This window comes from Micromonospora sp. DT53 (assembly GCF_049841535.1).
Lineage (GTDB): Bacteria > Actinomycetota > Actinomycetes > Mycobacteriales > Micromonosporaceae > Micromonospora.
Window position 1 is genome coordinate 735,132 of the sequence record NZ_JBNCKM010000002.1, and the last position, 18,722, is coordinate 753,853.

Here is an 18,722-nt window from a genome sequence, read left to right on the forward strand (position 1 = left end):
GAGCATCCACGGCTGGCTTCGTGCGCACGGTCGGCTGGTGGCGCGGTAGATCCGCACCCCGCCGCTGGCATCGGGTGGGCTGGAGACGCGGCGTGTTCGTTGACGAGCCACGGTGTGAGGCCGGGAGCGGTTACCCGGCCCTTGCCGGTGGGGGCGTCGAGGACGACGGCGCGTTCGCCGTGTGGCCTGACCGAAGATTATCCGGCAGAACTCTTCGGCGGTCGCCCTCGCTTCGCCGGCTTTGGGCGCCACCTTCTAATACTCTCATGTGTGGCGCCGCTTCGATTGATCCAGTCGTCCAAGGGCATGCGGTTGAAACCTTCGATAGGAGCCGCCTTGATATCGGTAAGATTGTGGACTTCTAGTAGTTCTTGTGCGGCGGCTGTTAGTGCGATCAGTGCATCAAAATCCTTCTTCCCGCCTGCGAGCGCCTCTTCAATCACAGTCGTCAGAGCGTGGGCTCGTTCCTCATAGTTCCATCCCGACCAGCCCAGAACTGGACCCCCTTCCCTGTCAGTAACTGCTGGATACGAGAAGAAACGCTCAGACGGCATGTCGATCTTCCCGCGTAGTCGCCAATAGCTGGGTTTCCGGAAGTCCCCCGCCGTGAATTTCGGTGGCACCGCTGTCCTTCTGCGAATATCACGCGCAGCGTGATCGTCTCCGGACGCTCGGGCCTGATCCTCGATCTGCTGTTGTTGCCATGCCCTAACCCAGTCGGCGCGCTTGGATATTCCGCTGTCCTTGTAGCGCAATGCGGCAAGGCAAGGTACGGCCTCGTCTGCAAGTAGCTCGCGCAGAACCTCCACGAAATTTTTGCCTGGCGCGTACAGTGATGCAGCTTCAACTACTGGATCGTTGAGTTGAAGCTTTTCCCAAAGCGACGAGACGGTCTGGACCTGAGAAGCTTGACGGCCATCTTCTCTGTCGTACCAAAGTGCGGGGCATTCGCATTGGTCGAGTAGCCAGTCGCGTAGGGCTTGTTGTTGCATCGCTTCCCAGCTGGGCGTCGCCCACCTCCGTTTGTTTTCGGGGCGTTCGAGCACGTTGAGGTGACCGTGTGTTGCGATCGCCTGAATCCGAGCTTCTACGAGTTCACGATACTGGCTGGGCCAATGGTCTGGAATATCGACAACAGGCGCAAAGCCGTGCCGCGTGAACCACTGCGTCGTTTCCCTTCCCTCTCCAACTGCACGAGCAAGCGCGATCTCGAATGCCCGTTCGCCCGGCATTAGAAGGGGGATTTCTGCGAGTCCGGGAGCCAAAGCCTGCTCGGGCAGCAATCCGTAGCGAGCGTAAATTTCCCAGTCCTGCTCTTCGGCAAGGGTGACCATGCGAGCTCGAAGTCTATTCCAGCGCCCGCGCGCCTCGGCTAGACGATGCGACGAAGGGGTGCCGGCAGTAATAGTCTTGGCTGGCGTACCCTCTTCTAACTGCATGGCCAGCCAGGCCAATTCCTCACCAAAGCTTGTGGATAAGTCCAGCGGCAGAGGCAGCTCCTTCAACCTGCCGGGGGTGAATTCGTAGACGGCCTCCCATGGCTCGCCACCGCCGCCGGTGCTCTTATGGCTGCTCGACACACCCTTACTATTGCTGACCTGCTTGAGCCAGAAGCAAGCCGTCGAGCTGTTCAGCAGCGCTATCAAATCAGCCCGTTGGGTTGACGAGCTTTGTGGGCCGAGTTCAATGACCGGCGCGGAGGGCAGTGCGATGATGTCATCTAAAGCGGCAAAGTGGGGGTGAGTTGAGACCCACGCAAAGGCAATCCTTAAAGGATGGCCTGCAGGGCTCCCGGCGATGGAATGCCAGTCATACCAAGCCCGGTTGCTTTCGAAATACGATCGTCCCGAGTAGTCCGGACGATTTCCTAACAGGGTACGGTACGGCCAGAGCCTTTGGTGATGGCCCGGTAACTTGCCGAGGTCGACTGTTTGCATCTCACCCGTGCGCGGGAAAAATGCCGAGCGGCCGGGAATTGCTGTCCAATCACGCACATCGGATCCAGACACGACATCAACTACATATGCCTGCTCGGTGTGCTGCCTCGTCCAGTCGCGGCGGGGTGCGGTAAAGATTTCGTCGGCGCCAGTGTTGGCCAAGTACGAGATTCGTGTGACGGTCTCGCTCAAGGTTCGGCTGCTGGGTAGGCGCTGCATCACGGCAGATGGTTGGCTTCCGCTCAGCTGCCAAGGAAATGACTGCAGTGCGGCGTGGCCAACGATACGCGATTCGGTCCACCGGTCAGCCCCGCCGCCTTGATGCGCGTGGCGTAAAATTGACTGCCAGACTAATCCACTTCCCGGATCGGCTGGTCTGCTTGGCTCGCCGCGGAGGCCTGCGACGATGAGCACGGAGTCTGATTCCAGGTTGGGAACGCGACGGCCGAACAAGATCAGTGTGGGCGTGCCGTGTCCAGGTATGAAGGCGCCTGAGCTGTCCACCACCATGTTTAGAGTAACTTGTTCTGCGAAATACTTTTCCACCAGCCTGCGGCCGAACTCACGCTTTGTGAATGAGTTGGCCACCAACGAGCCTACATACCCTGCTTCCTCCTTGCCTCCGTTGCGGGCCAGTTCGAAGAAGCGCTGAATAAATGGCACCGTCAGGGCGTACTTTCCGACGCAGGTGTCGTAACGCTCGCGATACCGTGCGTTGAGGGCCTGGTCCCTGACCGTGTGGTACGGCGGATTTCCGACCACCACGTGATACTGGCCGGGAGACAGCAGGCTGGGATGCGCATCGAAGCCGTCACCCTCCGCTAGGAGCGAGTCGCCGGCGGCGACATTTATTGTCCAGTCGGCGGTCGGACTCTTCAAGCTTGTTGAGCTGCCGTAAGCCTGCCTGGCGGCAACAAGGAGTCTGAACCGGGTGATCTGCGCCGCGAACGGGTTCAGGTCTACGCCGTGCACCGCTCCGAGTGCACGACGGACTCGTTCAACCTCTGCCATGTTCGGTGCGGCGACAGCCCAATGCCGCAGGAGGCGCGCGAAGGCACCCAACAGAAAATTCCCTGAGCCGCAGACGGGATCGATGACCTTGAGATCTTCCAGGCCGAAGCGCTCGACAGCGGGCTCGAGCGTCTGGTCTAGGACGAACTCCTCTACGAAGACCGGTGTCTGGAGAAGCGCGTACTGACGTCGAGCGCTTTCTGAGAGATCCTGGTAGACCTCGCCAAGGAACCTTGTATCCAGATCCGGGACACGAAGATCGATGGCCGGTTGGCCCCCGCCTTCCTCGTGCTGCTGCCAGAAGTCGATCAGCAGCTGGGCTCCATCCTCGGACATCATGTGGGAATGCGCGGGCCAGAGTTGGGCCGGTGCCGTCGCCAGCGCGTCCGCCAGCGAAGAGAGGCGCGACAGCCACCACTGTCTGGCGTCGGCAGTTGGAGCTGTCCTCGCGATTAGTCCGTTGTCCTCCGCGTAGCGGGCAAAGATCGTGCCGAGCAGCCATCCGATAGCGATTTGTTCCACCTGCTCGTCGCGCCACTCCTCCCAAGGTGCCGCCGTAAGTCCCGCCGAGACTGCCTGGTCGTAGCTCGCGCGCAGCTCCGCGTGGAGCGGCTCCGCGCCGTTGAGATGGCTCGAGACGGATTCGGTCAAGGGTCGGACAAGTCGGTTGAATGTTGACAGCAGGAGGGGTGTGTCGATCATCCCGGCTCCGAAAATTAGGTCTGACGGTGTTAGCGGCGCGCTGTTACTCTACCTCCATGACGACGGAGGGCCCGCTATGACCCAGATCGACTCCTGGCAACTCTTCGCCGTACCGTCTGGCATGGGCGCCGTCGCGCTGGCCGGCGCGCCCTGGCAGGTGGTCATCGTCCTCCTCCTGGTCCTCCCCATCGTCCATCGGTATCTGAGGTACCGCGAGCGTCTGCGCGAGTTGGATGTTGCCGAGAAGGCGATCGACCGCAGTGACACCGACCGCATCCCCGAGCTGATGAGTACCGTCTATCACCACGGGCCCATCGACCGTCGCGATACCCAGCCGACTGAGCAGCCCGCCCCTTCTACTGCTGCGCCTTGATTGGGTGGGATGCGCCGTTGGTTCGGGTGCTTACGAGTTCGTTGGCGGTGAGGCGCCGTACGTGACGTAGTGATACGCCCGCAGCGGAGGCAACCTCGATCAGGCTTGCGTCAGGGCGTTCGGCGCGTAGCCGGGCGACAATGTCTGCTGTTCGCTCACCGGATTCCCTACGCCGATCGCGCATGGTCCGGGCGGAACGCCGCAGCGGCGCTGCTGGTTTACCACCTGCCGCCGAACCTTCGACGACCGGAACCGGCTGGACTCCCTCTGTCGGCTTGCCAATCTCCGGCGCTTGCGCTGTTGTTTGCTCGACATTAGTAAGCGCTGGTTGCCGACGGGCGGGGCCGTCCTCGGCGGCCAGATCATCCCGCTGAGATCCCAACTCTAGGACTGGGGTGGATCTGGTCAGCATCTCCACGACCAGCAACAACGCTACCGCTGGCCACGCCGCCACGATCCGCGCTCCGAGGCTTGGCTCGGCGGCGGCAATGTTCGCCGCCACGCTGGCCGCCACCCCGACCGCGAACGCCGTCCGAGCCGACCAGCGCACCCGCCGACCGGCGCCCTTGTCCTCGACCATGGCCGCCGACGCGACAACCAGCATCCCGTCGACCGACAGCGGCAGAACATAGGCGACCTCGGGACGCTCCCCGAACCTCAACGCCACGGCGACCATGTGACTCCACGATGACCAGGCAGCAATCCCCGCCACCGCCACCGTGCTCACGTCTCGAGCGAGCCGGGTCGGCGTCATCGAACGACCCCCAGCCCGGGCCGTCGCTCGATGGCCCGGACCTTAACGGGATCCACGGACGGACGTCCGCCGATGTCCAGCCGCGTCTGGACATCTGCCCATCGCCGCCACCGCCGGACGACGTCGCTCGCGTCGAGACCGGTCGCCTCGGCGATGTCCGTCAGGTCTGCGCCGGCTTGCAGCGCCGTGTGGATCGTCGAGGTTTGCCAGCGAGTGCACCAGGACACCATCGCAGCGGACAACGGCAACTCCGCCAGGACGTCAGCGAGTCCGGATTCCGGCGTCCGAGCGACGGCATGGTCATGAAGATCGAGAAGGAGTTGGAACGGGTCGATCTTTTCCGCATTGGCGAACCGCACCGGCGGTTTGGACGGGTGGGTCGGGTTCATCGGGCACCGCCCGATGCCCGTGAGCTGGGCAAATTCAGCGGTAGTGGGTCACCGGCGATCGTGGCGATGTGGTTCGCATGGTGGTACCTCCGGCCCACTCCTCCGCAGCTCAGCGGCCCTTTGCGGGGCCGCTGTTGGTGTCATTCGGCCGGTACAGCAGTCGACTCTCGCCGGTCCGACTCTTGCCGAGCCGCTGCCCATCTCGCACGCCAACTACCGGCAGAGTGAGCCGATCAGCTCTTCGAAGCCGGGGAACTCTTCCCGCGCTGCGGTAATGACCTCATCCGCCGACCTGCGATGCGATGGTGCCCAGGCGGCGAGGCCACCCGTGCTGTCCTGCCCGAAGGCCCGGAAGTCGGGGCCGTCAAGCTGCGCATTTTCCGTCCACGCCCTTCACCACTCGGCAATCTCGCCCGAGTTGAGGAAGTGGGAGTACGGCTCGAAGTCAACGCCGGCCCCGTCCCTGTAGTCGAAGCCGGCCTCGTGAGCTTCGGACAAAGGCGTCGGCAGGGTACGACCATCGTGATCCACGGGGACACCACCGTGTAGATCTCCATGGTGATGGCGAACTGGGCGTGCCGAGGGATCTGCATTGCCACCCGGGGATGCACATCCAGGTCCGCCAGGAGCGCCGCGCAGGTCCGACGGGCGTCCCGGACGGTGATCCACCGAACCTCGACCGCGTCGCAACGCCGGTCCGAGAAGCGGTTGCGGTTGCGCGGCTCGATCGGCCTGCGCATGACACCGTCAAACGTCGTCAACGGTGGCGGCCCGAGTCGCCGGGTGAGCAGGTGCCGCCCGCCGTTGACGCTGGTGAAGGGACAGCGGTACGCCGGTTATTCAGGGGGCCTGCACTCCCTGGTTGTGACGTCGACCGGCGAGCACAGCGCAATGCTGTAGCGGAACGAGAACTCGTAGGGGTGGCCTCCGGACGTGTAGTGCATGACCAGTTGGTCTGCGACAGCTGTCTCGTGGCCGATCTTGCGCACTTTCAGTCGTAACCCGGCCATGGCCGCGCCTCGGTTCCTGCCGGATGGATCATGAGGGTTGCAATTCGCTGCCCTGTCGAAGACGGCTGGTTTTCGGGACAACCGGATCTTGCTGCCGTCGTTGGGTTCGTCCCACGGTTCGAGCGCGAACGCCTCAACCCGCATGCTGCCCGTGGACATCTCGGGCTGGATCTCGTTGATGGTCACTCGGCCGGGCCGGTCGAGACAGAACCCCGCCTGACCTGACGTGCTCTCGATGCGAACAGCGTCCGCGTCGACATTGCGGGACCGCACTCCCGCACCGACGTAGTGGTCCGGGACGATAATGCGTGCGTCATTGAGATTTTGCTCAGGTGTAGTCGTCACGTCTTGTGCCGGTTTAGCTGTCGCGTCTTGCGCGGGCTTGGCTGTCGCCTCTCGCGGAGATTCGGCTACGGCGTCTCGCTGGCCTGTTTCGCAGGCGCCACAAAGCATCGCGAGAAGCACGGCAACGGTGATGCGAGCAATCTGGCGGGACTGGGCGACCACATCAAGAGCATGGCACGGAGTAGATCTAGGCGCTGCCCTTGCCCTGCTCAGCAGCCATACAGCGAGCAACCAGGCCCGTCGGGCGATGAACTGCGCCGGCCAACAACGGAGGCGCGGATCACCGTGTTGCTCACCGCGTAGTGCTCGCACAAGGCAGGTGGCTAGCTCTTTCGGACGTGGGTTTGCGCCTGCGGACGCGGCAGCGCCGGCCCGCCTTGCGAGGTGGGCCGGCGCTGAAGTTGTTGCGGGGTGCCGTCAGCAGGCGGTGTAGCTACCGCTGCTGCCCCACGAGCAGCTGTCGATCGCCGTGCCGGACGAATTACGCAGGTACGCGGTGTCGCCGGTGTTGTTCCACACATACGAGGCAAGGCCCCAGTAGCGGTTGCTGCCGGTGTTGGTGCCCTTGCCGGTGTGGATGACCACGCTGGCGCCGGCTTTCAGGTTGAAATTGCTGCTGAATTTGTAGACGTGGTTGGACTTGTCACGCAGGGTCCAGGACTTGAGGTTGATCGTCGAGCTGCGCTTGTTGGTCAGCCGCACGTATTCGGCGTTCAGGCTGGTGTTCGAGCCGGTGTCGCTGCCCGGCGAATTGTAGTAGGCCTTGGTAATCATGATGGCCGGGGTGGCAGCCTGGGCCGGGGCGGCGATTGCCAACGACCCACCAAGGGCAATGGCAAGGGTGGAAGCGAAGCCGACAAGCCTCTTCTTCAAGTGGTCTCCCGGTGTTGAAAGTGGAGGCCGGCGCACACCCGTCACCAGTCGAGTGTCGTCGCGGCATTACCTGCGGCCAAGATCGTATCGGCACTGGCCGACGAATTCGGGCCCCGTGAGTGGCACGAGGGAAACCGTGTCTACACGGGCAGGGGAGCACAGCCGTCCGGCTCGACTTGTGACCAATTACCTGAGCCGCCACTGGAAAGAGGTCACGCCCACTGACGAACTGGCATGACGTGTTGACTCATGGTCGCGGCGGAGGTCAGGCATTCGTCCCGCCATGACGGGGGCGGCGGCCCGGCGGGGGGCCACTCTTGCTGCCCGACGGGTGAGGTCGCCCACTGGTAGCCTGCGCCTCTCGGCGAGAGTGGAGTCTGCCCAGTGCTCAGGATGGTGCTGCACAGGTTGGTTGCGGTGGCGGCCGTCTGCGCGGTGACAGCCTGCGGTTCTCCGACGACCTCAACAGCGGACGCGGGCGGAGCGAAGCAGGCGACGGGCTCGGCCACAGCCACGAAGCCAGCAGTTCCGGCGACCGGCGGGTCCGGGTACTCCGCGACGCTGTCGGCACGCTTGGTGACCACTGAGTCACTACCGTCCGGCTTCACCGTGGAGATCGCGACCAGCATGGCCAAGGATGCTGGAGATCGGCGTGCAGACGTCGCCGCGTCCTGTTCGCGCAGCATGATCCCGCTGCTGTCGGCCCGCCGGCTGACCGGGACTCCGTCAGCGATGGCGGCGGCCACCCTCAGCTATGACGCGGGTCCCGATGACTTGTGGGTGGGGACCGAAGTCCTCAGGACCTACACCGATGACGGTGCCCGGCGAGCGATGGCCGACCTGCGAGCGTTCATCGACAGTTGCCCGACCCTTGCGCCGTCCGGCGAGGATGTCGGCGGCAGTTATCGCTTCGCGGTAGCGCCAGGGCCGCGGTTGGGCGACGACAGTGTTCACGTCAGCCACACCACGACGTCGGACCTTGGCACGCTGGAGTGGGACAGCATGCTCGTCCGGATCGGAACCACTCTGGTTGTCGTTCAGGCGGAGGGCAACAAGCCCGGCGGCGGCAGATACCTCACTCAGGTTGCCGAGGCCGCTCTGCACACGTACCAGACGACCGGATCCTGAACGACCTCGGACGGCAGCCGGGGTGCGGCGCTGTCCGGCACCTGGCGCCGAGGGCTGACGTAGATATCCTCTTCAGGTGCTGGCCCGTGTGGAGATCATTGACATGGGTCCGGCCTGCGAAGGGACTATCGACATGCCCCGTGTGGTACCGGCGGTCATCCGCGCGCTCGACGTCCTCGAACTGTTCCTGGACTGCCCCCAACTGTCGGCCCGCCAGGTGATGGAGCGGCTCGACCTACCCCGCACCACGGTCCACGAGCTGCTCGTCACGCTTGAGACTCGCTCGTACCTGATCTCCGTGCCGGGTCAGCCGGTGCAGTATCGGCTCGGCATGCCGTTGTTCCAGCTGGGCGCGGCGTTCGCCGGTCGGCTCGACCTGGTACGCGAGGCGCAGTGCGTGGCGCGGGACGTGGCTGCCGCGTGCGACGAGGCCGTCCATGTGGCCGTGCTCGACGGCGCCGATGTCATCTACCTCGTGAAGTTCGACAGCACGCATCCCGTTCGGATGGTCTCCGCGGTCGGGCGGCGGTTGCCGGCGCACTGCACGGCGGTCGGCAAGGTGCTGCTGTCGGACCTCGATCAGGCGGGCTTGGACGCCGTCCTGACGAACGGTGCCCTGCCGGGCATGACGCCGGACAGCATCACCGACCCGGACCGTCTCCGCGAACATCTCGAGCGCGTCCGGGCGGAGAGCGTCGCGGTCGACATCGGCGAGTCTGACAGTGCCATGCGCTGCGTCGCCGCAGCGATCCGGGATCATTCCGGCACCACCATCGCCGCGATGAGCCTGTCCGCGCCGATCATCCGCTGGACGCCCGAGGCGCACGTGGAGTGGACCGGGCTGGTTCGCGAGGGCGCGGCGGCGCTGTCGGCTCGCATGGGCTACCGGGCCCAGCCTCGATAGCCTGCCTCCCGTTTTCGGCTCGAAACCGCATCGAAACATTGACATCTCTCTCGACGCTGCTCTAGCGTCGCGACCACTCGATACGGTATCTCGAACTCAGTTCGAAATCTCGAACGGTGGTGGTCTCGTGGCCCGACCGAACTGCAACGTCAGTGCTGCTTTGTCGGCCCGGTCGCCGATCGCCCCAACCTCGTCGCGCTACCCGGCGAGCGGCACGCGGAATCTCTCGCGCGGACCGTTCGGATGCTACGACGACGCGTGCGTCAGCGGACCTCCGACGGTGAACGGCGGCAAGCGCAGGCCCGTCGCTGCCGCGGCAACCCCACCAATCGCAACATCGGGTACGCGAGCGCACTGATCGATGCGGGCGACGCGTCAGTGGTCGCCGTCATAGGGACACCTGGAGCACAAGCACGCCCTTGGCGTGCGCTGGTGTGCGGAAACAGAGGAGGCGAATGTCCATGAAGGACAACCCGATGTGGTCCCGGCGCGGCTTTCTGGGGATGGGGGTGGGGGTGCTCGGCGCGGCCGGTCTGGCCGCGTGCGGTGACAGCTCCGAGTCGCCCAGCAAGGTGCAGCCGGAAGTTCCGCAGGAGCTGATCGACGCCGCGGCGGCGATGAAGGGCTCCTCGATGGGGATGCTGTCGCAGAAGCTGTATTCGACGGCGGCGAACGAAGCGCTCGACAGCTCGATCAAGAAGTTCGCCGACACCACCGGAACGAAGATCGAGAACAGTCTGGTCCAGGCCGACGCCGGTGACGTGGTGGCCAAGATCGACGCCGAGGTCAAGGGCGGGGTGGCCCGTGACCTGGCGTTCATGACCGACTCGCGGTTCGTCGCACAGTTCCAGGCGCTCGGCGACCTGGAGGACGTGACGGACGTCGTCAAGGCGCTGACCGCCAAGTACGGCGAGCCCTGCGCCGAGGCCAAGAACTTCTGCGTCTTCGACGGCAAGTGGTTCGCGATCCCGTACCACTTCATCGGGATCGGGTCGTTCCTGCGCAAGGACTGGATGCAGGACAAGGGCATCACCCCCAAGGACATCTACAGCTGGGAGGAGCTGCGGGACCTGTGCCTGGAGATCTCCGATCCGGCCAAGCGCCGCTTCGGCTGGGGCATGACGGTGAACCGGTCCGGTGACGGCAACGGCATGATCGAGGCGCTGATCAACGCCTACGGAGGGTCGATCGCCTCCAACGACGGCCGGAAGGTCACGTTCAACACCCCCGAGACGGTGCAGGCGGTGTCCTTCCTGGGCGACATCTACACCAATCAGAAGTACAAGCCGATGTTGCCACCGGGGGTCGCGAGCTGGACCGACACCAGCAACAACGAGAACTGGCTCGCCGGGATCCTCGGCTACACCCGTAACCAGTTCAGCGTCTACGCGGATTCCAGGACCAAGAAGAACCCGGTGCACGCGAACACCCACGTCTTCTCCGACTGCATCGGGCCGGCGACCGACAATCCGCTGCTGCTCGGCCAGTCGCAGGGCTTCGTCATCTTCAAGGGCGCCAAGAACCCGGCGCTCGCCAAGCTGCTGGCGCAGTACCTGGTCAGCGCGCCGGCGCTGCTCGGGGTGGCGAAGGAGGCACCCGGCCTGGTGATGCCCGCCTGGGAGAAGGTCTGGGACGCGGACCCGTTCTTCACCAGTGGCGACGCTGCCTTCCCCATGCTGCGCAAGATCACTGAATTGAAGCTGCCGCTGAACACGAAGAACGGCCTGGCCTTCCCGCAGAAGGCCAGCGCCGGCCAGCAGGCGGTGGGTTCGGCCTACGTCCTCACCGACATGATGCAGCAGGTCGTCCAGGGCACGGCGCCGGCGCAGGCCGTGACAGCCGCCCACGCCAAGATGGTGCAGATCTTCAACCAGCAGGGGCTGCCGCAGTGAGGTCTGTCCGTCCCGCGCGGGTCCCGGCGGCGAGGAAGTCCCCGCCGTCGGGACCCGGCTCTCTCACGGCGGTCCAGCGGCGGCTGGGTCGTGACTGGCGGCTGGCGGCACTGTTCCTGGCGCCGATGGCAGTGCTGGTCGGCGGGCTCGTCCTCGTGCCGATCGCCCGGTCGATCATCACCAGCACCACCGAACGGCACGGACAGGACACCGTGTTCGTCGGCCTGGACAACTACCTCGCGCTCGTCGGCGACGACCAGTTCCACACCGGCGTGGTGAACTCGTTCGTCTTCACCGCGTACGCCGAGGTTTTCAAGGTCGTGCTCGGGTTGGCCGCGGCCCTGCTGCTGCACCACCGACGCCGTGGGCGGGCCGTGCTGGCCGGGTTGCTCCTGGTGCCGTGGGTGGTGCCGACGGTGGTGACGGCGTTCAGCTGGCGCGCGCTGCTCGACCCGATCTTCGGCAGTGTCAACACGCTGCTCACCGCTACCGGGATCGGGCCGCTGCTGGCCAGTGCCCACCTGGTCGACAGCTGGCCGGCGGGCTGGCTGTCCGACCCGTCGCTGGCCATGCCGTCGGTGATCCTGGTCAACGTCTGGAAGGGGGTGCCCTTCTTCACCGTGTGTTTCCTCGCCGGGCTGAAGGCCATCCCGGCGGACCTCTACGAGGCGGCGACAATCGACGGCGCCTCGGCGTGGCAGCGGTTCAGAAGCGTGACGTTGCCCGGACTGCGCCACGTGATCACCGTGACGGTGACCCTGTCGTCGATCTGGACGTTCAACAACTTCGACCTCGTCTGGTTGCTGACGCAGGGCGGCCCGGGCGACGTGACCGCGCCGTACGTGCTCATCGCGTACTCGAAGGCGATCCTGCAGTTGCAGTACGGCGCGGGCGCCGCGGTCACGCTCGTCATGCTGCCGATCATCGGCGGGCTGGTGTTCGTGCTGGTCCGTCTGTTGCGCCAGGACACCAACATCAAATTGCCCCGCCGACGTCGGGCAGCGCGGTGGATCGGCACGCAGCGGTGGGCACCGACGGCGCGGAAGGCGCTGCCCTGGGTCATCACCGCGCTGGTCACCGGTCTGCTGGCCTGGGCGTCGCCGCACATCTTCTGGAAGGCGGCGGTGGTCCTCGGGGTGATTCTGCTGGTCGCGGCGGCGGTCGGCCGGGTGGTCTCGACCCTCCAGTCGCGAGGCGGTCGACGGTCGGGGTCCCTGGTGTCGGGCCTGGGGTCCTGGGTCGCGCTGGCCGGGCTGCTCCTCTTCGTGCTGGGCCCGCTGTACTGGATCGCCGTCACGGCCTTCAAGTCCGAGGGTCAGGTCGTCATGCGCACCGACGACCTGTGGCCGACGCCGTGGACCCTTGAACAGTTCGGCGCCCTGTTCGACAACCAGCCGTTCGGCCGTTGGTACCTCAACACCCTGCTGGTGTCCGCGGCGTCCACGGCGGTGGCCCTGGTCTGCGCCGCCCTGGCGGGCTACGCGCTGGCCCGGCTGCGGTTCCGCGGGGCGCAGGGCTTCACCGTCACGGTGCTGCTCACCTACGTGATGCCGGGCGCGCTGCTGTTCATCCCGCTGTACCAGATGCTCATCGGCGCCCGGCTCACCGACTCGTTGTGGTCTCTGGTGGTGACGTACCCGACCTTCACGCTGCCGTTCGCCACCTGGCTGCTGGTGGGGTACTTCTCGTCGATCCCCATCGAACTGGAGGAGGCCGCGCTGGTCGACGGTTGCAGCCGCATCCAGGCGTTCGGCAAGGTGGTGCTGCCGCTGGCCAAGCCAGGGCTGCTGGCGGTCGCGCTCTTCACCCTGACCAACGCCTGGAACGAGTTCCTCTTCGCATTCGTGTTCATCACGAAGGACGAGTACAAGACGCTCCCGGTGGGCATGCAGTCGATGATCGCCGGCGACGTCGTGCCACAAGGACAACTCGCCGCGGCGTCGCTGCTCGTCAGCATCCCCGTGGTGATCATGTACGCCCTCGGGCAGCGCTTCCTGACCGAAGGGCTCACGGCGGGGGCGGTGAAGGGCTGACCGAAGGCGGCCGGCCGCTCGGCGCTACCAGGCCATGTTGATGGCGCGCTCGAAGGTGACGTAGCCGGCGCGGATGCGGGGAACGTTCTCCTCGCCGAGGATTCGGGTGCCTCGGCGAGGAGGCCCAAGGTCGTCGTCGAGCTCGTGGTTGATGGTGTACGGCAGGCGGTTGAACAGGGCGATCTCGTCCGACCCGGTGATGGGACGGATCGTGACGCTGCTGGGGGATGTGCTCATGCGGGCTCGTTCCCGGTCTGTGCGCGCGTGTAGGTGAGGAAGAGAGCCCCACTGTCCAGAACCGTGTGATCGGTCAGGCGCCAGGTGGTTGGCGCGAAGACGGCGGCGCGGCCGAAGAGCGGGATGCCGGCGCCGATGGTCAACGGCGCAAGCTTGACGATCAGCTGGTCGATCTCGGGGTAGAGGGCACCGGCCAGGGCGCCGCCGCCGATCACCCAGACGTCCTTGCCGTCGTGGCGCTTCAGCTCTCGTACCGTGGCAATCGGGTCTTGGTCGATGACCTCGACGGCCGGGTCCGGGCTGGCGCCCAGCGTGCGCGAGAACACCAGGTGGCGCAGATGCGGGTACGCGTCGGTCACGCCGGCCTTCAGGCCCACCTCGTAGGAGTGGCGCCCTTCCAGCACGGTGTCGAACCGGCTGCCCTGGTCGGTGATGCCGAACGCCTGCCGGGCCGGACCGGGGAGGGTCTCCGGGTACTCGCTGACGAGGTGGCGCAGGTAGTCGTCCGGGATGGGCCAGAAACCGCCGGGGCCGGTCGGGTCGGCGCCGTCGGGGCCGGCGATGAAACCGTCCAGGGTGGCGGCGATGTAATACACGAGCTTGCGCACGACGATCTCCTCGTTAAGGTGCCTGATGCTGTTCCGCTCCGACGTCCCTCAGCCTGCCCGGCGAGGCCCCGGGCTACAAGATCACATCTGGCAACGTGCCATAACCCTTCGCTAATGAGTGGATCGGGGACGGTGATGATGGAACTCAGCGACATCGACGTGCAGATCGTGTGGCGGCCCGTCAAGGAGCCGGACCCGGCCGGTGGGGGCTGATCTGGCGCACCGGCAGCGAGACGGAACTCATTCGAGCCTTCGCCGGCATCGCGCAGGGTCTGTGTTCCGTCGAATAGCCGCCCGGACCTACCGGTACGCGGCGCACGGCTGGCCGTCGGCCTCGGGTGTCGTGACTCTGATGACGTGGCCGATCGGTACCCGTTGCTCGCGCGGCATGCCGAGAGCAGTGAAACGAACTGACTGCGTGTCGAACCAGAACGCCGCACAGGGGCCGCTCACCTGCGCCCCCTCGGGAAAGCGCAGTGTCACCCAGATGAACACCTGGTCGTCCGGGCGTAGGTCGATCGGCTGGAACGGAACCGCAGAAAAGCCGGTGACACCCTGGCGGGTGACATCTGGCTCTATCCGAACCCGATCAACGGAGTACTGGAACCCGCCATGATCGACAACTTCGTCCAGTTTGACGGTCACCGGCCCTCGGTTGGCGATGCTGAAGCCATATTCGATGGTTCGGCCGGGCTGGGCGAGGTAGCGGTATTCCCTGATGCCCCCGGCGGATGAATCCGAAAACGACTGCGGGTGCGCCCAGGAGTTCCCCGCGCCCAACTCGTATCGCAGGGTCACCGTGAGGTACGCAGCGAACAGCAGGAGCAGGACGACGGCAACGACGACGGAGATCCTGCCCCGACGTCCGGTGCGGCGGGCGCTGGGCGGCGGCATGGCTGGCAGCGTAGGGCGTGGCAGCCAAGGCCGTCACTGCCTCAACTGCTTCTCGAACCAGTGGTGGGCGTAGTGCTCGGTGTTGTACGCCTCGATCTCCCGGTAACCGGTCGCCCGGTACAGGGCGACCGCCTCGGTGAGGTTGCGGTTGGTGTCCAGCCGCACTGCGGTCGCGCCGCGCTCGGCGGCGTACCGTTCCAGCTCACTCAGCAATCGCCGCCCGACGCCGAGCCCGCGTACCGTGTCGGCCACCCACACGCGTTTGACCTCGGCGGGCGCGTCGGGGTGGAGTTTGACCGCGCCGCAGCCGATCGGTTCGCTGTTGAGGGTGGCAAGCAGAAGCACCCCGTTGGGCGGGACGAGCGCTTCGTCGTGGACCGGTTTGCTCAGTGCGGGGTCGAACCCGTCGTCGAAGCGTCGTGCGATGTCCCGGGCGTAGGCCCGCAGACACGCGCGGGCTCGCGGATCGCCCGGCGGGCATGGCTCGATGACGACCATCGAGCCGATGAGGAGCCGTTCGACCTCGGCCATGGCGGCGACGAGTCGTTCGCGGTGGTGTTCGGTGAGCGGTTCGAGGATCGAGGCGGCGAGTTCGTCCGACCGCTGGTCGAGGTCGGCCCACTGGGTCCGGCCGGCGTCGGTGAGCATGGCCACGCGGACGCGGCCGTCGCCGCCGGTCTGGTCGGCCGGTCCGACGATGACGAGGCCGTCGTTCTCCAGGGTGCGCAGGAGTCGGCTGAGGTGTCCGGAGTCCAGGCCGAGCCGGGCCCGGAGCGCGGCGACCTCGGCACCGGCGAGGCCGATCTCCCAGAGCAGCCGAGCCTGCCCCAGGGGACGCCCCTGGGCCATGTACTCGTCGTCGAGCGCACCCACCCGTTGGGTGACCGTCCGGTTGAACCGCCGCACTGCGGCGATGAGGGTCGAGTCCATATACCTGACTTTAGTCAGGCTTGTCGACTACGCGCCCGATCGATGCCGGTAGGACCGGAAGCCGGCGTGGTCCAGCACGACCACGACGAGTGCCACAGCGGTGGCGACCGCGCTGACCGCCACCAGCGGCAGCCGCAGGACGACCGCCGCACCGGCCAGCACGAGCAGGGCGGCCACCCGGGGCCAGGAGAGTCGCCGGTGGATCGCCGCCGAGAAGAGGATCCGCCCGCTCAGGAACAGCAACGGGCCGCCCAGGATGACCAGGACGGCTGTCGTGTCACCGGTCCGCAGCGGGTGGGCGATGCTGAGCTCGGCACCGACGGCGGTGACCACCAGTCCGGCGATCATCACCAGGTGCAGGTATCCGGTGACGACCCCGAGCCGGGTCGGGTCGGCGCGCTCGATGGCCGGGCCGAGGCGCTGGCCGGCGGGCGTGACGTAGAGCAGACCGACGAGCACCGCTGTGCTGAAGACCAGCAGGAACGCGGCGGTCTGCGACAGGGCGAGGTCGGTGTCGGCGTACGAGAGACCGGCGACCAGGACCAGCTCACCGAGCGCGATGATCATGATTTGTTGGTACCGCTCGGCGAAGTGCTCACCGGCCAGGTGCAACTCCTGCCGCCCGGTCCGGCCCATCAGTGGAGTGGGCCAGCCGAGCCGCGGGCCGGTGAAGTCGATGGCGAGGGCGAGCAGCCAGAGCGGCACCCGCCACTCCGGCAGAAACCCACCGACCAACCACGGTACGGCGGAGACGCTGAACCAGCAGAGGATGCGCAGCGCCCGGCTCTGCCGCGGGTGCCCCCGCAGCGCGAGAGCGCTGAACACGCCCCGGGCGACATGCACCGAGACGTACGCGCCGGCGAAGAGCAGACCGCGCCCGTCCAACGCCTGCGGGATCGCCACCCCCGCCAGCAGACTGCCCAGCGCGGCACCGACCAGCAGCCACCGCACCACCGGGCTCTCCGGGTCGTACCAGTCGGCGAACCAGGTGGTGGTCACCCAGATCCACCAGACCCCGGCCAACAGCACGGCGGTGTGCAGCGCGCCGGCAAGGCTGAGGTCGTGCAGCAGATGGGCGGCCAACTGACTGAGCGCGAGCACGAACGCCAGATCGAAGAAGAGCTCCAGGAACGAGGCGCTCAGCGGCGAGTCGTCACCCCGCAGCAGCCGTTCGGGTCTGCTCGCCATCGGCGCTCCTCCCGCTGGCGCACGCCCTGCGTCCGTCGTACCACCCGAGGCCGATCACCGGAGGCGAAAGCGAGGTCAGCGTCGGGGCGACGACCTGCCGGCCCCTCGTGTCGTTGATCCGGCTGCACCCGTGGTCACCGCTGACCACGGTGGGGGCACCGACTCAACGAGGAGGGACGCCGATGACCGCTCAGCGCGAGACCGTGCAGGTCGACCACGATCTGTTCCGCGCCGTGTACGACTCGCCCGCATCACTGCCCGGCCGACACCGCTGGACCACCCCCGAGTCGGACGTCCGGCGGCTGGAGAAGCTGCTCGGCATGCCGGCGCGCAGCATCGGCGCCCCGCTCTGGGTCAGCGGCGACGAGCCCGACTGCCCGAAGTGCCGCCGGCGGATCACCTGGTACGACATCGTCTCGTCGGCGCTCTCCGGCCTGCACGACAAGGCCATGATCGCCACGGTCATCCTGGGCGAACGCAAGTACGTCAACACCGAGATCCCGGACGCCATCGCCGGGGTGCGCTGCTCCGACTGTCACACCGCGATCGACGGTCTGCGCAGCTTCAAGTGCCACAACTGGGCGTACGCCTTTGAGGCGCTGGAGGCCGTCCGCGAACGGATGGCCGGCGGTCTCGCGCCGACCTGAGCCAAGGCCGCGCCGACCTGAGCCGAGGCGGCTTAGTCGGCCGAGTCGGCCTCTGTACGCCGGATCCGCCTGGACGAAGGTCGTGTGGACCGCCCGACCTTCGACAGCGGCGGTGCCCTGTGCCGCGTTCCTAGGGTGTCCCCCAGGTGAACAGGGTATGAACGTGAAGTGAGGTGATGCATGCTCGACAACGGCAGCATGGACGTTCCAGAGATCAGCGCCGAGTGGTACCGCGACGTCGTCGACGCCGCCGCCGGCAGCCCAGAGCCGGTGCAGTGGTTCGTCGGACACGCCACCGAGGGGGTGATCCTGCTGCTCGGCGCGCTGCTGCTGATGGCCGCGCTGAGCCGCCGCTCCGGCGGCCCGCACGACCGGGCACTCGCCCTGATCGCGCCGGTGCCGGCCCTCCTGGCGTACGTGGGCAGTGAGTTCTTCAAGACCGTGGTGGACGAGGAGCGCCCCTGCCGGACGATCGCCCGGGAGATCATCGCGGGCGCCTGCCCACCCCCGGGCGACTGGTCGTTCCCCAGCAACCACGCCACCATCGCCGGTGCCCTGGCGGTCACCACGTTGCTGCTCTCCCGCCGGCTCGGCGTGATCGCGCTGCCCCTGGCCGCGCTCGGCGCCTTCTCCCGGGTCTTCGTGGGCGTGCACTACCCGCACGACGTGATCGCGGGTGTGCTGTTGGGTGCCCTGGTCGCCGTGGTGGTCATCCCGTTGTTGGCCCGCCCGACCAGCGAGGTGCTCCGCCGCCGGGCCAACCGCACCGACAGCCCGGTGCCCAAATTGGCCAGCCGTTCCCGCCCCTGACCAGAGACGCGCCCGTCGCCGCCGGCCGCTCGCCGCTTGCTGCTCGCCCCACCCCAA

General features: G+C 66.4%; 17 protein-coding genes and 1 pseudogene. 7 read left to right on the forward strand and 11 right to left on the reverse strand.

The window, feature by feature from the left end:
• Positions 1-197: 197 nt before the first annotated feature.
• On the reverse strand, positions 198-3,650 hold the full coding sequence (gene pglX / locus ACLQ3B_RS09225; RefSeq protein ID WP_425779146.1) for a BREX-2 system adenine-specific DNA-methyltransferase PglX: 3,453 nt from the start codon (positions 3,648-3,650) through the stop codon (positions 198-200).
• A 76-nt stretch (positions 3,651-3,726) separates the two neighbouring features.
• On the opposite strand from pglX, the gene ACLQ3B_RS09230 reads away from it, so the two are divergent.
• Positions 3,727-4,023 carry a hypothetical protein gene (locus ACLQ3B_RS09230; RefSeq protein ID WP_425735685.1) on the forward strand — a complete coding sequence of 99 codons (297 nt, stop codon included), beginning with the start codon at positions 3,727-3,729 and terminating at the stop codon, positions 4,021-4,023.
• Here ACLQ3B_RS09230 and ACLQ3B_RS09235 read toward each other — a convergent pair.
• The 5 genes and pseudogenes from ACLQ3B_RS09235 to ACLQ3B_RS09255 all read right to left on the reverse strand — a co-directional run bounded on the left by ACLQ3B_RS09235 (position 4,007) and on the right by ACLQ3B_RS09255 (position 7,439).
• Positions 4,007-4,750, reverse strand: coding sequence for a DUF2637 domain-containing protein (locus ACLQ3B_RS09235; protein ID WP_425779148.1), 744 nt, complete (start codon positions 4,748-4,750; stop codon positions 4,007-4,009). The two genes, ACLQ3B_RS09230 and ACLQ3B_RS09235, sit on opposite strands and share 17 nt — an antisense overlap.
• A gap of 23 nt (positions 4,751-4,773) precedes the next feature.
• Positions 4,774-5,166: a hypothetical protein gene (locus ACLQ3B_RS09240; RefSeq protein ID WP_425779150.1), complete on the reverse strand. Its 393-nt coding sequence runs from the start codon at positions 5,164-5,166 to the stop codon at positions 4,774-4,776.
• 533 nt (positions 5,167-5,699) lie between these two features.
• Positions 5,700-5,897, reverse strand: a pseudogene (locus ACLQ3B_RS09245) (site-specific integrase); the annotation flags it as partial.
• A gap of 105 nt (positions 5,898-6,002) precedes the next feature.
• Positions 6,003-6,683, reverse strand: coding sequence for a hypothetical protein (locus tag ACLQ3B_RS09250; RefSeq protein WP_425779152.1), 681 nt, complete (start codon positions 6,681-6,683; stop codon positions 6,003-6,005).
• Between the two features lie 255 nt (positions 6,684-6,938).
• Entirely contained in the window at positions 6,939-7,439 is a 501-nt protein-coding gene (locus ACLQ3B_RS09255) for a lamin tail domain-containing protein (RefSeq protein WP_425779154.1), read from the reverse strand.
• 564 nt (positions 7,440-8,003) lie between these two features.
• Between ACLQ3B_RS09255 and ACLQ3B_RS09260 the strand changes: the two genes are divergently transcribed.
• From ACLQ3B_RS09260 to ACLQ3B_RS09275, 4 genes are all read left to right on the forward strand, one after another.
• A complete protein-coding gene (locus ACLQ3B_RS09260) occupies positions 8,004-8,522 on the forward strand; it encodes a hypothetical protein (protein ID WP_425779156.1) in 519 nt (172 codons plus the stop codon).
• A 133-nt stretch (positions 8,523-8,655) separates the two neighbouring features.
• Positions 8,656-9,426: an IclR family transcriptional regulator gene (locus ACLQ3B_RS09265; RefSeq protein WP_425779157.1), complete on the forward strand. Its 771-nt coding sequence runs from the start codon at positions 8,656-8,658 to the stop codon at positions 9,424-9,426.
• A gap of 455 nt (positions 9,427-9,881) precedes the next feature.
• Complete coding sequence (locus ACLQ3B_RS09270) at positions 9,882-11,318, forward strand: extracellular solute-binding protein (RefSeq protein ID WP_425779158.1); 1,437 nt, start codon at positions 9,882-9,884, stop codon at positions 11,316-11,318.
• Positions 11,315-13,351, forward strand: coding sequence for an ABC transporter permease subunit (locus ACLQ3B_RS09275; protein ID WP_425779160.1), 2,037 nt, complete (start codon positions 11,315-11,317; stop codon positions 13,349-13,351). Before ACLQ3B_RS09270 ends, ACLQ3B_RS09275 begins: the two co-directional genes overlap by 4 nt.
• 24 nt (positions 13,352-13,375) lie before the next feature.
• Here ACLQ3B_RS09275 and ACLQ3B_RS09280 read toward each other — a convergent pair whose 3' ends face one another.
• The 5 genes from ACLQ3B_RS09280 to ACLQ3B_RS09300 all read right to left on the reverse strand — a co-directional run bounded on the left by ACLQ3B_RS09280 (position 13,376) and on the right by ACLQ3B_RS09300 (position 17,208).
• Positions 13,376-13,588: a hypothetical protein gene (locus tag ACLQ3B_RS09280; protein WP_425779162.1), complete on the reverse strand. Its 213-nt coding sequence runs from the start codon at positions 13,586-13,588 to the stop codon at positions 13,376-13,378.
• Positions 13,585-14,196: a dihydrofolate reductase family protein gene (locus ACLQ3B_RS09285; RefSeq protein ID WP_425779164.1), complete on the reverse strand. Its 612-nt coding sequence runs from the start codon at positions 14,194-14,196 to the stop codon at positions 13,585-13,587. The genes ACLQ3B_RS09280 and ACLQ3B_RS09285 overlap by 4 nt, the downstream gene beginning before the upstream one ends.
• Before the next feature lie 300 nt (positions 14,197-14,496).
• Positions 14,497-15,090: a hypothetical protein gene (locus ACLQ3B_RS09290; protein ID WP_425779166.1), complete on the reverse strand. Its 594-nt coding sequence runs from the start codon at positions 15,088-15,090 to the stop codon at positions 14,497-14,499.
• A gap of 33 nt (positions 15,091-15,123) precedes the next feature.
• Positions 15,124-16,020: a GNAT family N-acetyltransferase gene (locus ACLQ3B_RS09295; protein ID WP_425779168.1), complete on the reverse strand. Its 897-nt coding sequence runs from the start codon at positions 16,018-16,020 to the stop codon at positions 15,124-15,126.
• Between the two features lie 27 nt (positions 16,021-16,047).
• On the reverse strand, positions 16,048-17,208 hold the full coding sequence (locus ACLQ3B_RS09300; protein ID WP_425779170.1) for a low temperature requirement protein A: 1,161 nt from the start codon (positions 17,206-17,208) through the stop codon (positions 16,048-16,050).
• Between the two features lie 182 nt (positions 17,209-17,390).
• On the opposite strand from ACLQ3B_RS09300, the gene ACLQ3B_RS09305 reads away from it, so the two are divergent.
• Positions 17,391-17,855: a hypothetical protein gene (locus ACLQ3B_RS09305; protein WP_425779172.1), complete on the forward strand. Its 465-nt coding sequence runs from the start codon at positions 17,391-17,393 to the stop codon at positions 17,853-17,855.
• A gap of 180 nt (positions 17,856-18,035) precedes the next feature.
• Entirely contained in the window at positions 18,036-18,665 is a 630-nt protein-coding gene (locus ACLQ3B_RS09310; RefSeq protein WP_425779174.1) for a phosphatase PAP2 family protein, read from the forward strand.
• The last annotated feature ends 57 nt before the right edge of the window (positions 18,666-18,722 follow it).